At 69.6% G+C, this 13,900-nt stretch carries 12 protein-coding genes and 2 rRNA genes; 11 read left to right on the top strand and 3 right to left on the bottom strand.

All coding sequences use genetic code 11. The annotated features are described in order from the left end of the window. Positions 1–810 precede the first annotated feature (810 nt). The 7 genes from ABZ826_RS13600 to ABZ826_RS13630 all read left to right on the top strand — a co-directional run bounded on the left by ABZ826_RS13600 (position 811) and on the right by ABZ826_RS13630 (position 9,102). Positions 811–1,437: a DUF402 domain-containing protein gene (locus tag ABZ826_RS13600; protein WP_361446646.1), complete on the top strand. Its 627-nt coding sequence runs from the start codon at positions 811–813 to the stop codon at positions 1,435–1,437. 284 nt (positions 1,438–1,721) lie between these two features. Further along, positions 1,722–2,030, top strand: a complete 309-nt coding sequence (locus tag ABZ826_RS13605; protein WP_018101695.1) for a hypothetical protein — start codon at positions 1,722–1,724, stop codon at positions 2,028–2,030. Positions 2,031–2,209: 179 nt separating this feature from the next. Further along, the gene (locus tag ABZ826_RS13610) at positions 2,210–3,082 is read left to right on the top strand and encodes a hypothetical protein (protein ID WP_361446648.1); all 873 of its coding nucleotides are present in this window, start codon (positions 2,210–2,212) and stop codon (positions 3,080–3,082) included. A gap of 34 nt (positions 3,083–3,116) precedes the next feature. Then, positions 3,117–4,436, top strand: a complete 1,320-nt coding sequence (locus tag ABZ826_RS13615; RefSeq protein ID WP_361446650.1) for a hypothetical protein — start codon at positions 3,117–3,119, stop codon at positions 4,434–4,436. After that, complete coding sequence (locus ABZ826_RS13620) at positions 4,433–5,983, top strand: SCO6880 family protein (RefSeq protein ID WP_361446652.1); 1,551 nt, start codon at positions 4,433–4,435, stop codon at positions 5,981–5,983. Before ABZ826_RS13615 ends, ABZ826_RS13620 begins: the two co-directional genes overlap by 4 nt. A gap of 52 nt (positions 5,984–6,035) precedes the next feature. Beyond that, on the top strand, positions 6,036–7,454 hold the full coding sequence (locus tag ABZ826_RS13625) for an ATP-binding protein (RefSeq protein WP_361446654.1): 1,419 nt from the start codon (positions 6,036–6,038) through the stop codon (positions 7,452–7,454). 1 nt (position 7,455) lies between these two features. Further along, complete coding sequence (locus ABZ826_RS13630; protein WP_361446656.1) at positions 7,456–9,102, top strand: type VI secretion protein; 1,647 nt, start codon at positions 7,456–7,458, stop codon at positions 9,100–9,102. 31 nt (positions 9,103–9,133) lie between these two features. On the opposite strand, the gene ABZ826_RS13635 is transcribed toward ABZ826_RS13630, so the two are convergent. Then, complete coding sequence (locus ABZ826_RS13635; protein ID WP_361446658.1) at positions 9,134–9,697, bottom strand: GNAT family N-acetyltransferase; 564 nt, start codon at positions 9,695–9,697, stop codon at positions 9,134–9,136. 143 nt (positions 9,698–9,840) lie between these two features. Between ABZ826_RS13635 and ABZ826_RS13640 the strand changes: the two genes are divergently transcribed. The 4 genes from ABZ826_RS13640 to ABZ826_RS13655 are packed head-to-tail and all read left to right on the top strand — an operon-like array spanning position 9,841 to position 13,565. Further along, positions 9,841–10,779 (top strand): ABC transporter ATP-binding protein, encoded by a 939-nt coding sequence (locus ABZ826_RS13640; protein ID WP_361446660.1) that lies wholly within the window; start codon positions 9,841–9,843, stop codon positions 10,777–10,779. Further along, positions 10,776–11,597: an ABC transporter permease gene (locus ABZ826_RS13645; protein WP_361446662.1), complete on the top strand. Its 822-nt coding sequence runs from the start codon at positions 10,776–10,778 to the stop codon at positions 11,595–11,597. The genes ABZ826_RS13640 and ABZ826_RS13645 overlap by 4 nt, the downstream gene beginning before the upstream one ends. Before the next feature lie 31 nt (positions 11,598–11,628). Beyond that, positions 11,629–12,903: a histidine kinase gene (locus ABZ826_RS13650; protein ID WP_361446664.1), complete on the top strand. Its 1,275-nt coding sequence runs from the start codon at positions 11,629–11,631 to the stop codon at positions 12,901–12,903. Beyond that, positions 12,900–13,565 (top strand): response regulator transcription factor, encoded by a 666-nt coding sequence (locus tag ABZ826_RS13655; protein WP_361446666.1) that lies wholly within the window; start codon positions 12,900–12,902, stop codon positions 13,563–13,565. The genes ABZ826_RS13650 and ABZ826_RS13655 overlap by 4 nt, the downstream gene beginning before the upstream one ends. 68 nt (positions 13,566–13,633) lie before the next feature. On the opposite strand, the gene rrf is transcribed toward ABZ826_RS13655, so the two are convergent. Continuing rightward, positions 13,634–13,750 (bottom strand): 5S ribosomal RNA (rrf, locus tag ABZ826_RS13660). A 77-nt stretch (positions 13,751–13,827) separates the two neighbouring features. Continuing rightward, positions 13,828–13,900: ribosomal RNA gene (locus tag ABZ826_RS13665) — 23S ribosomal RNA — on the bottom strand; the annotation flags it as partial.

Here is a 13,900-nt window from a genome sequence, read left to right on the forward strand (position 1 = left end):
GACCGTCGCCGTGGGGATCGCGCTGATCGGGTTGGTCACCCTGGTGCGCCGGTGCTGGCGCGAGGGCTGCGCGGCCGTCGGGGTCGCAGTGGTCACGATCGCGGGGGCGGAGGGACTGAACTCGTACGTCCTGCCGCGTCCGGACCTGGTGGGCGCGCCGAGCAATCTCACCGAGGTGAGTTTCCCGCCTTTTTCCTCCCGCCGCGCCGGAGACCGCGCCGCGCCGCCGCGCACTGCCCACGGCGACCCTTGTCCCCGCCGCGGTCGGCGCGCTGCTCGCGGGCGCGCGGGAAGATGCCCTCGCGCGCCCGTTGGTGTTCGCCGGTGCTGCGTTCGTCTGCGCGGTACTGCTGTGGGCCACCGCGGCGCAGCGAATCGGAAGGCCGGCAACGCTCCTTCAGCGGTGACGTGCCGAGGGGGGCGGCGTCTGCTCCGACCCCATCGGAAGCCCCGGGTTCATGACATACGACAAAGCCGCAGTCCCCGGCGGCATCCGAGGTACAGGTGAGCTCCGGGCTTCCACCGGTCCGGGCGACGCGCCCGCCCAGTACGGCGCACCGGCCCAGTACGGTGCCGGGCGGCGGGACCACGGACATATCGCCTCGCTCGGCTCGCCTGCCGAGTCTTCATGCGCAGCATGGACCCCCTCCAACTGCGGATAAAATATCAGATCACACCAATATCAGCCAGTTCGATCGATTCATTCGCAGGAGCCGCGCTCCCGGCGTGTCCAGCCACGCGCACGGCGGCACGCCGAACCGATTCTCTGATCACGTGTCCGCCCACCGCGCCCCGGGCATGATCGACAACATGAACGACGACCCGGGCCGGATACTCCGCTGGAACTTCTTCATCGGCGGACACCTGAGCGCCTCGGTGCCCGTACGCCTCGTCGAGCGCACCGAAGCAGGCCAGCTGGTGTGGATGGAGGCCGGCACACCGATGTGGCGTCCGGAGCTTCCACGCGGGGCGCATCTGCGGGACATCGCCCCGCACGACCGCCCGGCCGACGGGTATCCCGTGGTCGCCGACCGGTGGCCGATGGGCAGCGCGCTCTTCTACCAGCCCACCGATGCCTCGCACTCCGTTCTCTGGCTCTTCGGCCGCAGACAGAAGTTCCGCGGCTGGTACGTAAATCTGGAGCGCCGGGTCCACCACGGTGACGACATCGACATCGCCGACCACGAACTCGACATCAACGTGGCGCCGGACCGGAGCTGGCGGTGGAAGGACGAGCAGTCCTTCGCCGCGAAGACCGGTGACCCGGCCTACTGGTCGGCCGACGAGGCATCGGCCATCCGGAGCGAGGGCGACTCGGTCGTACGGCTCGCCGAAGCCGGAACGTTTCCCTTCGACGGCACCTGGTGCGATTTCCGGCCGCCGCCGGACTGGACGACACCGCCCCGGCCCCCCGTCCCGCGCCACCCCCTGCTCTGACCTGGCCAAGCGCCGACCAGGCCCTGCGCAAAGGTCTCGGCCAGGGTGGCGGGATGGCATTCATTGCCCGACGTCACCCCCCGTGATACACAGAGTAACCATACGTATTCGGTCACACACCGATTCGATCCGCAGGTCAGGGGATCGGACCGGTCAAACGTACGAGATCCGGGTAAAGAGAGCCGTCAAGCCGTCGTACGAGAGCAGTTTCATCAGCGAAGATAGAGAGCGACCCGTGTCGTGTGGCAGGGGCAATGAACTACCCAACAGGGGCGGTGACTTACATGATCCTGGCAGCTGAAAAGGGCGACATCACCACCATCATCGGCGGAATCGCCCCGAACTGGGGGCCGTTCGGGACCTTGGGCAACGAGGCCCGCGTAATGATCGAGGTCGTGATGGCCATCGCCATCCTGCTCTGCCTCGGTATCGCGGTCTGGGGCGCGGCAAAGCAGCGCATCGGTGCCACGGCACTCCGCGACACGTTCAGCGCGGAGCAGGGCAAGGGGCTGATCGTTGCCGGTCTCACCGGTGTGTTCATCATCGGATCTCTGGGAACCTTGTTCACCATCGTCTATGGGATGGCCGTCTGACCGGCAGTCATCCCACGCCAGGGGCACTCCAGCCCACCCCCACACCATCCGTCCGTCGTGCCCACCGGCAGAGGTTGCGTCTCCCTGATGTCGAGTCACCACACCGCGCCCGCGCGGGAACCCGCACGGCTACCGTCGTACTACCCGGTTCAGGAAACGGTTGAGGGGGCGTACGCGGCATGAGTCCCGGCGACGAGAAGGGCTACGGCAGCGGTTCGAGCCGTACGGACGATGCGTACAGCACTATCGGCGGTACGCGCCAGACCCGTACCCGCCTTCCCGACCGCGAGGGCGGCGACGGCTACGGCACCCCCCGCCGCCCCGCCCGCAGCTCCCGCTCCCTCGTCACGGTGGTCGGCGTGGTCGTCCTCCTGATCGCGGCTATCGCGTTCGCGAACATGAGCGGAGGCAGCGGAGACGGCAACGACGGTCGCTCGGGCAGCAGCGGGGGCAAACCGGACTCATCGTCCACGGCGGCCACGGGGACGAAGCCGGTGACGGGGAAGAACGGTTCGATTCCGTCGGGGTTCGCCCATGACGAGCAGGGGGCGCAGAGCGCAGCGTCCAACTTTGCCGTGGCTCTGGGCTCTGTCGGGATGTTCAAGAAGGACAGCCGTCACGAAATCGTGAACACGATTTACACGTCTGAGGCCGCGGCAAAGCTCAGGGGACCGCAGGACGCCGCGTACTCCGTCGGCTTCCTCGGGAAGCTGGGCCTGGACCCCGATGGCAACGCACCACAGGGAAGCGTATTCGTCTCGCGAACCATCCCCGTGGGAACGAAGGTGGAGGCCTATGAGGGCGATACAGCCAAGGTCTCGGTCTGGTACACGGGGCTGATCGGCATGTCCGGGCCAGAGTCCACCGATCCCGTCAGAACCTCATGGAAGACCTGGACCGTCCAACTCAGCTGGACGAGCAATGGCTGGCGGGCCGTCAGCGACTCCCAGAAGGACGGTCCAGCTCCGGTCCCGGGGGATGTCGCCGCTTCCAGCTCGGAAGAGATCAGCAAGGCGGTCGAGGAGTACGGAGGCTTCACTTATGCCAGGTAGCCCTCGCCTCCGAACCAGATCCACCGTTGCCGCGATGGTGGCAGTGCAGACGGCCCTTGTCGTCTTCTCGGCCCGCGCGTTTGCCGCCCCCAGCCCGTCTCCATCTCCGAGCCCGAGTAAGAGCAACAACGCCTGCGACCTGTTGATCGGCCCTGCCAAGCAGTACTGCGAAGATGGCGACGCAGGCGCCCCCTCCAACGTCCCCAGCAGCCCCGACAACGCCCTCGACCCCCTCTCCTCCCTCGCTCGCGGCTGCGCCGACGCCGCCGCGTGGATCGTCGGCAAGCTCAGCGACGCCGTGAAGAGCACCGCCAACGTCGACTTCACGAACACCAAGTTCCTCCAGCAGTACGCGATCGTCTTCGCCGCCTCCACCGTTCTCACCCTCGTCCTGTGGCTGCTCGCCGTGGCCAAGCGCGCCATCCGCGGCGTGCCGCTGACCACCGCGATCTCCGAGGCCATCGGGTTCCTCTGGCTGACGGTCCTCGCCTCGGCGTTCACCCCGCTGATCCTCTACACGGTCGTCTCCGCGACCGACGGCGTCACCGAGATCATCGCCACGTCCTCCGGCGGGCAGACGGACGTCTTCTTCGGATCGTTCGCCAAAGCCCTCAAGAAGGGCTCCGACATCGGCGGCGGACCGATCATGCTGATCGTCGTCTCGCTGGTCTCGATCCTCGCCGCCGGCATCCTCTGGCTGGAGCTCGTCATCCGCGCCGCCCTGCTCTACGTCGGCGCCCTCCTCGGTACCGTCGTCTACGCGGGGCTCGTCGACAAGAACATGTGGGGCCACGTCCGCCGCTGGGCAGGCATCATGATCGCGGTGATCATGGTCAAGCCGGTCATCGTCGTCGTGCTCGGGCTGGCCGGCGCGCTCTCCCAGGACGACGGGCCGAACGCGTTCTCCGCCGTCGTGTCCGGCCTCGCCATCATCCTGCTCGCGATCTTCGCCTCCGCGATGATCTACCGGTTCGTCCCCGGCTTCGGCGACGAGATCCAGGGCGCCCGCACCAACCGCAAGCAGGCCACCGACGGCTCCCAGGCCGCCGCCATGATCAGTTCACCGGCCGCCCTCGTCTCCCAGGGCATCAAGACCCACAGCAGCCGCAGCGGCCAGAACAGCGGCGACAGTGGCAGCGGCGGCGGGGCCCGGCCGGCCAATGCGGTCAGCGGTGGTGTCGCCGCGCACAGCTCCCGCAACTCCGGCGGCGGGGGCGGATCCGTCTCCGCCGCCGCACCTCCGCCCCGCAGCGGATCGGGACCGACCTCCGGCACCCCCCACGGCAGCCGCTCCCCCCGAGGTGGCGGATCAGGCAGTTCAGGTAACAACAGCACGGGAGGTGGAGGGCGTTGACGACTCCGTCCCACACGATCGCGCCCCGCCGTACGTATCTCATCGGCCGCGCCCGGCCGAACGCGATCGTCGGCAAGAACCGCGAGACCGGCGAGATCGCGCTGATCATCGCCGGTGCGTTCCTCGGCATGATGAGCGGGCTGATCGTCCCCTACCTGGCCCCGCGGATCGCGCTGCTCACGGGCTTCCCCATCCTCGCCCTGGCGATCGTGTACCTCCCGTACAAACACCGCACCTTCTATAAATGGTTTGAAATCAACCGCAGCTACAAGCGCTCCCTGCGTCGCGGTACGGCCTACCGCTCCGGCGCCATGGAGGCGGGCGTCGGCGCCGACGGGCGCGAGGTCGAGATCGGCCCGCCCCCCGGCATCGGCCGGATCAACTGGCTCGCCGCCCCCTTCGGACCCGACGAGATCGCCGTACTCCTGCACGCCGACCGCCGCACCGTCACCGCCGCGATCGAGATCGAGGGCCCCGGCGTCGGCCTGCGCGACAGCGAGGACCAGGAAGCCCTCGTCGACCGGTTCGGCACGCTGCTGAAGCACGTCGCCAACGGCGACGGCTTCGTCACCCGCATCCAGATGCTGGCCCGCACCCTCCCCGCCGACCCCGACGCCCACGCCAAGGACGTCGCCCAGCGCGGCGACCACACGTCCCCGGACTGGCTGCGGGAGTCGTACGACCAGCTCCAGTCCATGGTCTCCACCTCCAGCGAGCAGCACCGCGCCTACCTCGTCGCCTGCATGCACTACACCCGCGAGCTGGCCGCCGAGGCCAACGCCATGGCCCGCGCCGCCCGCCCCGAGGCCGGCCGCAAGCTCGACCGGGACGCGGGCCTCGCCGTCGTCATGGCGCGCGAACTCACCGACATCTGCGCCCGCCTGGCCGAGGCCGACATCCGGGTGCGCCAGCCGCTCGGCCAGAGCCGGCTGGCCTCCCTCGTGCACTCCATGTACGACCCCGACCACCCCATCGACCACATCCAGGCCATGACCAAGCGCAACGCCTGGCCGGCCGAACTCGACGCGGTCGAGCCGACGTTCCTCCAGGCCAAGACCCGAGAGTCGGCCACCCGCGCGCCCTGGTGCCACTCCACGGCCTGGGTGAAGGAATGGCCGATGACACCCGTCGGCGTCAACTTCCTGGCCCCTCTCCTCGTCCACACACCCGATGTGATCCGTACGGTCGCGGTCTGCATGGACCTCGAACCCACCGAGGTCGCCATCGAGCGGATGCTCACCGAGAAGACCAACGACGAGGCGGAAGCCAGCCGTCAGGCCAAGATGAACCGCACCGTCGACCCGCGCGACATCGCCGCACACGGCCGGCTCGACCAGCGGGGCGAAGACCTCGCGAGCGGTGCGGCCGGGGTGAACCTGGTGGGGTACATCACCGTGTCCTCGCGTTCGCCCGAGTCCCTCGCCCGCGACAAGCGGACGATCCGGGCCTCGGCCGGCAAGTCGTATCTCAAGCTGGAGTGGTGCGACCGCGAGCACCACCGCGCCTTCGTGAACACCCTGCCGTTCGCCACCGGCATCCGTCGCTGATCCCAGAACGACCGAGAGAACCGAGAGAAACGAGAGGGAGGTCGGTCACGCCATGCGAGATCCGCTGTCCGCGCTTTCGGACGCCTTCACCGCCTTCCTCTTCGGGAAGGTGGAGACGACAAGGCTGCCCGTCCGTACGTCGACCGGACAGGCCCAGGCCGTCTATCTGCCCACCGCGGCCCCCGGCCTCGGCGACTCCGGCGTGATCATCGGCCGCGAGGTGTACTCCGGCAAGGGCTACATCTACGACCCCTTCCAGCTGTACGGACAGCAGCTCCCCGCCCCGCACTGGCTGGTGCTCGGCGAGTCCGGCAACGGCAAGTCCGCGCTGGAGAAGACGTACGTGCTCCGCCAGCTCCGCTTCCGCGACCGCCAGGTCGTCGTCCTGGACGCCCAGGGCGAGGACGGCGTCGGCGAATGGAACCTCATCGCCCAGGAGCTCGGCCTCACCCCGATCCGCCTCGACCCGACCACCGCGCTCAACGGCGGCATCCGGCTCAACCCGCTCGACCCCGCGATCACCACGACCGGCCAGCTCGCCCTGCTCCGCACGATCATCGAAGTCGCGATGGGACACGGCCTGGACGAACGGTCCGGCTTCGCGCTGAAGGTCGCCCACGCGTACGTCAACGAGACGATCAGCGACCGGCAGCCGGTCCTGACCGACATCGTCGGCCAACTCCGCCACCCGGAGCCCGAATCCGCCGAGGCGATGAACGTCGACATAGACGATGTACGGGCCTGGGGCCTGGATGTCGCCCTCGTCCTGGACCGGCTGGTCGACGGTGACCTGCGCGGCATGTTCGACGGGCCGACGAGCGTCGGCATCGACCTCGACGCCCCGCTGATCGTCTTCGACCTCTCGCACATCGACCGGAACTCGATCGCCATGCCGATCCTGATGGCGATCGTCGGCGTCTGGCTGGAGCACACCTGGATCAGGCCCGACCGGAAGAAACGCATCTTCCTGGTCGAGGAGGCCTGGCACATCATCAACTCGCCCTTCGTGGCGCAGCTCTTCCAGCGCCTGCTGAAGTTCGGCCGACGGCTGGGTCTGTCGTTCGTGGCCGTCGTCCACCACCTCAGCGACGTCGTCGACGGAGCGGCGGCCCGCGAGGCCGCGGCGATCCTCAAGATGGCGTCGACCCGCACGATCTACGCTCAGAAGGCCGACGAGGCCAGAGCGACGGGACGCGTGCTCGGCCTGCCCCGGTGGGCGGTCGAGATCATCCCGACCCTCACCCCCGGCATCGCGGTCTGGGACGTCAACGGCAACGTCCAGGTGGTCAAACACCTGATCACCGAGGCGGAACGCCCGCTGGTCTTCACCGACCGCGCGATGACCGAGTCCTCGGCCACCGAACTCGTCCCGGAGGACGTACGCGCCGCCGAGCTGGAGGCCGAGCAGCGCGCGGCCCGGATCGAGCACCAACAACGGCTGAACGAGTCGTCCGAGTCAACGGTGGCATGACATGGCGGGGCGCGGCGAGGTACGTACCGGGGGCAGTGGAAGCGGCGGCATCCCGGACGGGCTGCTGATAGGGCTGCTGGCCTTCCTGCTCGGGCTGACGCTCCTGGCCTGGACGGCCACCGGCCTGGCCGGACTCCTCGCGCACGGTGCCTGGCCGGAGGGGGTCTCCCTCACCGAGACTCCGCTGGCAATGCGTCGACTCGTCGCCGCCCCGCACGACCTCCCGGCCGCCTGGCCGAACACCCCGGCGGACGCACTCTCCGGGTACGGCCTGTTCTGGGGCCTGTTCATCGGCGAGCTGATGGTGCTGGTGGTGCTGACGGTGTTCGTGCTGGGCGTGGTGGCCCGCTGGCGGGCGGTACGCGCGCGGCAGCGCGACGAACGGTACGGCGGCGGGGGCATGGCCGCGGACGGAGTCGAGGCCGTACGGTCCCAGGAGCACGAGCCCCGCACCGAACCCCGTACCGAGGCCCCATCACAACCCCAGCCGGTACCCACCCCTGCTCCCACCCCTGCGCCGCAGCCGCAGTCGCAGTCGCAGTCGCAGTCGCAGTCGCAGTCGCAGTCGCAGCAGACGCTCCAGTACCCGGCGGTCGCACCCGCCCCAGCGACGACCTCCGCCCCGGAGCCGCCCCCCGTACCCGCGCCCACCCCCGTGGAGCACGCACCGTCCGACACCGATCCGCTCCCCGCCCACGCCGCCGCGCTCCCCGCCCCCCGCACCCCCCTCGTCGTGTACGGACCGGCCGCCACCCGCCGCCCCACCGTCGTCCAGGCGATCCAGGAGGCCGACGGGCCCGCGCTCGTCGTCACCTCCGACCCCACCGTCTGGGCCGAGACGAAGGACGCCCGCGCCAAGCTCGGCCCGGTCCTCGTCTACGACCCGGGCCACCTCTGCGACACCCCGGCCCGCCTCCACTGGTCCCCCACGGCGGGCTGCGAGCAGCCCGACACGGCCGCCGCGCGCTCCACGGCGCTCCTCGCCCCGGTCCGGCCGCAGGCCCGTATCGACGCGACGACGGCCGACACCGCGGAAACGCTCCTGAAGTGCTGGCTGCACGCCGCCGCCATCGACGGCCGCCCCTTCCGCCAGGTCCACCGCTGGGCCCTCGGTGGCAGCGCCCACGAACCGGTGCGCCTGCTCCGTACCCACCCCAAAGCCGCCTCCGGACTCGCCGGCCTGCTGGAGTCCGCGCTCACCGCCCACCCCGAACGCCGCGAAATGGCACAGGAACTGACGGTGCGGGCCTTCACCGCGCTCTCCTCGGTCCACATCCGCGACGCCTGCATGCCCAACCGGGCGGATTCGCTCGTGCTGGAATCTTTCGCGGACGAAGGGGGCACCCTCTATGTGGTGGGTGAACCGATCGAGGATCCCCGCTCGGGTCCCGGAGCAATGCCCCTGCTCACGGCACTCGCCTCGCACGTGGTCGAGCACGGCCGCCGCATGGCCGCGCGGTCAACCGACGGTCGGCTCGACCCACCAATGACGCTCGTGCTCGACGACGTCGCCGCGGTGGCACCCCTGCCCCGGCTCCCGGAGCTGCTGTCGACCGGGCAGGCCACGGGCCTGCCGACCCTGGCCCTCCTCCGCTCCCGCGAGCAGGCCCGCTCCCGCTGGCCGCAGGAGCTCATGGGCTCACACTGAACGGGCTGACCGAACGGGCCCCGCGCGCCACCTACACCGCCGGCCGCCCCACCGCGTATTCGAGCTCCCGCGCGGACGGATCGCCCGGCACGGGCACCGAATGTCCCGTGGCCACGAATCCGACCCGCCGATAGAGCGCCGCGGCCCGCGCGTTGTCCTCGTGCACATACAGCCGCACCCGCTCGATCCGTGGCTCACCCAACGACCACGCCCAGTCCGTCCCGGCCCGGAACAACGCCTCCGCCAGTCCCCCGCCCCGCGCCTCGGACCGTACGAACACGGCGACCACATGGGCCTGGTGGACGTCGACCGCCTCCCCGAAGCGCACCTCCGCGTCCGGCCGCTCGATCAGCACGGTGACGCTGCCGTCCCACCGCCCGCCGGGCCCCACGGCGACGAACTGCCGCACTTCACCGTTCCCGGCCTCGGAGGCACCGAGCGCCCGGTCCCGCCAGAACTCGTCGGGCTGCGCCGCGCTCCGCGCGTACGTCTCCACAAACGCGATCGGCGCCGCCGGGTCCTGCAGGGCGGCCAGCCGCAACTCCTTGACCAGGGGCCACTCATCGGCGCGTACCGCTCGAATCACATGTTCCATCCGCCGATCCTTTCCATGGGCACCCGACCTGTGCAAACAACATTCACCGGGCAGGGCGTCGTCGTACCCCGGTACTACCCGCCCCGCCACATCCCGCCCCGGGTCCAATGCCCGCGGCACGCCCCCTCCGTAGCGTCGACCGCATGATCAGGACATACGAACTCACCAAGAGGTACGGAGGCACCACCGTCGTCCACGGCCTCGACTTCACGGTCCGGCCCGGCACCGTCACCGGATTCCTCGGGCCGAACGGCGCCGGGAAATCGACGACCATGCGCATGCTGCTCGGCCTGGACGCACCCACCCGAGGCCGCTCGACGATCGGCGGACGGGCGTACGCCGCCCACAGCGCGCCGCTCACCGAGGTCGGCGCGCTCCTGGAGGCCCGCTCCGTCCACCCCGGCCGGACCGCCTTCAACCACCTCATGGCGCTCGCCCACACCCACGGCATCCCGCGCGGCCGCGTGGAGCACGTCCTCGATCTGGCGGGCCTGAACACGGTCGCCCACAAACGGATCAAGGGCTTCTCGCTCGGCATGGGTCAACGCCTCGGCATCGCCGCCGCGCTGCTCGGCGATCCGGCCACCCTCATCCTGGACGAGCCGGTCAACGGCCTCGATCCGGAAGGCGTGCTGTGGATCCGCAACCTGCTGAGATCCCTTGCCGAGCAGGGCCGTACGGTCCTCGTCTCCTCACATCTGATGAGCGAGATGGCACTCACCGCCGACCATCTGATCATCATCGGCCGAGGCCGGCTCCTCGCCGACACGACCGTCGCCGATTTCGTGGCCACCGCAGGCGGCGCGTCGGTGAAGGTCGTCACCCCGCGCACCCGTGACCTGCGCGAGCTCCTCACCGGCCCCGGCATCGAGATCGCCTCCGGCCCCGCCTCGGCCCCCGACGAACTGGAGGTCCGCGGCACGGACGCGGCACACATCGGCCGCACGGCGGCCGCCCACGCCATCCCCCTGTACGAACTCACCCCGCGGACCGCCTCCTTGGAACAGGCATTCATGGATCTGACCCAGGAGTCGGTCGAGTACCGGATCGCCGCCCCCGAACCGACCGGAGCCCCCGCATGACGACCGCGGTCAGCCACCCGACCCCCCGCCCGGAACGACACCCGGAACAAAGCCCGTACCGAGTCACAGCCACCAGGGTCCTGCGCTCCGAATGGCACAAGCTCCGGTCCTTGCGCTCCTCCTGGATCACTCTGATCTCGGCGTCCGCCCTGGTTCTCGGCATCGGCGTGGTGATGGGCGCGACATACACCTCCGACGGCGGCGATTCCGACGTCGACACGGTCGTCCTGGTGCTCTACGGCTCGGTGCTCGGTACGTTGTGCACGGTGGTCCTGGGCATCCTGGTGACCGCGGGCGAGTACTCGACAGGCCTCATCCGCGCCTCGCTCACCGCGGTCCCGCGCAGACTCCCGGTCCTGTGGGCGAAGGCGGCGGTCTTCACCGCCACCGTCTTCGTGGTCATGTTCACCACCGCCCTGCTCACTTTCGTCATCGCCCGGACGCTCCTCCACGACACCGACCAGGCCACCTCACTCGGCGACCCGGGCGTGTTCCGCGCGGTCGTCGGCAACTCCGTCGGCATCACCCTGCTCAGCCTGATCGCGCTCGGGCTCGGCGCCCTGATCCGCTCCGTACCGGGCGCGATCGGCGCGTTCATCGGGGGCGTGATGATCCTGCCGGAGGTCCTCTCCATGCTGCCGTACGACGCGGTGAAGACCGCCGTCACATACTTCCCCACCCAGGCGGCCGGCGCCCTCGGCTCCGCCACCCCGCTCCCGGGCGAGGCCTCCGTGGGCGCAGCCCTGTTCGCCCTGTGCCTGTGGGCCGGAACCACCTTGTCCGCGGCCGCACTGCTACTGCGCCGACGCGACGCATGACGCCGGGCCGGCCGCCCACGAGGATGGACACGTGACGGACGACCACAAGGACCGGGGTTCGGGGACCACCGCACTGACCGGCCACCTCCAGCAACTGCTCCGGCGCGTCCGCGCGTTCGACCTGCGACGGCCCGTGGTCTGGAACGGACTGCTCACCACCTTGTGGGTGATCTCCGCCGTACTCGACTTCACCACGGGCGGCTGGCGGACCGTGGCCGGCAACCAGAACGCGCCCGAACCCGTGGTCCTGCTGATGAGCGTGGCGTTCTCCGCACCGCTGCTGTGGCGCCGCACCCATCCGCCGGCCGTGCTGATGTTCATGACCCCGTTCGCCCTGATCAATGTCTGGACGGGGGCGCTCGTCCAGGCCGCCTACCTGCAGGAGATCGTCGTCTTCAACATCGCGCTACGGCTGCCCACGCGAGCCCTGGCGCGGGCGGGTGCCCTGGTGACCGCCCCGCTCGTGGTCGGCTCGGTGCGCTTCCCGGACAGCTGGGACCTACTGTTCGTCCCCCACCTCTGGGCGTTCGCACTCGCGGCCCTGCTGGGGATCGTGGTCCGAACGCGCAAGGAGTACACGGAGGCCCTCGTCGACCGCGCCCACCGGCTGGAGCTCGAACGCGACCAGCCGGCCCGGCTCGCGGCAGCCGCCGAACGGACCCGGATCGCCCGGGAGATGCACGACATCATCGGCCACAACCTCTCCGTCATCACGGGCCTCGCGGACGGCGGCGCCTACGCCGCGGCCAAGAGCCCCGACCTGGCGGCCCAGGCCCTCGATGCCATCAGCACCACGAGCCGACAGGCCCTCATGGAACTGCGCCGTCTGCTCGGTGTCCTGCGCGACCACCCCGCCGAGGCCGACCGCACCCCGCAGCCGACCCCCGACGACATGGACGCGCTCCTCACCGGCGTACGAACAGCGGGCCTCCCCGTGCGCCTGAGCGTCCGGGGCACGCCTCCGCCGTACCCGCCCACCGCCGGGCGGCAGTTGACGGTCTACCGAGTGGTGCAGGAGGCCCTCACCAATACGCTGAAGCACGGCGGCACCGACCCGTCGCTGACCGCGGAGGTCACGCTCACCTACGGGGCGAAGGAGCTGGAAGCCCTGATCACGGACACGGGCACCACCCGGGACGGACCCGAGGAAGGCGGGCAGGGAATCACCGGGATGCGTGAACGGGCATCGCTCTACGACGGCACACTCGAAGCGGGCCCACTGCTGACGCAGGCCACACCCACGACTCCGGCCACAGCCGGCTGGCGGGTACGGCTCCGACTCCCTCTGGAGGACATCCCCTCGTGACGACCGTGCTGATCGCGGACGACCAGCCGATGCAACGCTTCGGCTTCCGCATGCTGCTGGAGAGCCAGGACGACATGACGGTCGTCGGCGAGGCCGCCAATGGCCACGAGGCTCTGAGCCTTGTCTCCCAGCACCATCCGGACGTGGCATTGATGGACATCCGCATGCCGCTCCTGGACGGCATCGAGGCCACGCGCCGCATCATCAGGGCCGGTGCCCGCACGCGTGTCCTCATTGTCACGACATTCGACCTCGACCGGTACGCGTACGACGGCCTCCGTGCCGGCGCCAGCGGTTTCCTCATCAAGGACACGCTGCCCGAGGAACTCCTCTCCGGCATACGGGCGGTGGCCAGCGGCGACGCGGTGGTCGCACCCAGCCTCACCCGCCGCCTTCTGGACGCGTACGCACACCACTTGCCGGCCGTGCCCGGCGGCCCCACGACGCTGGACGCCCGCATCACGAGCCTCACCGAACGGGAAAGGGAAATCCTCACAGTCATCGGCCGGGGCTGGACCAACACGGAGATCGCCGAGCGGCTCCACCTCGCCGAATCGACGGTGAAGACACATGTCACGCGCATTCTCGCCAAAACGGGATCCCGCGACCGCGTCCAAGCAGTCATCCTGGCCTATGACACCCACCTGGTCACCGCCGACTGAACGGAAAAAGAGGGGTAAACGCAGAAAAGCCCCGTGCCACAAGGGCACGGGGCTTTTCCGTAAAAGGAGTTCGGCGGCGTCCTACTCTCCCACAGGGTCCCCCCTGCAGTACCATCGGCGCTGAAAGGCTTAGCTTCCGGGTTCGGAATGTAACCGGGCGTTTCCCTAACGCAATGACCACCGAAACACTATGAAATTAACCAACACCGGAACAACACGGCCGTTCGTTATTTCAGAACAAACACAGTGGACGCGAGCAACTGAGGACAAGCCCTCGGCCTATTAGTACCAGTCAGCTCCACCCGTTACCGGGCTTCCACATCTGGCCTATCAAC

The sequence above is a fragment of the Streptomyces sp. NPDC047515 genome (genome assembly GCF_040643055.1).
Classification (GTDB): Bacteria; Actinomycetota; Actinomycetes; order Streptomycetales; family Streptomycetaceae; genus Streptomyces.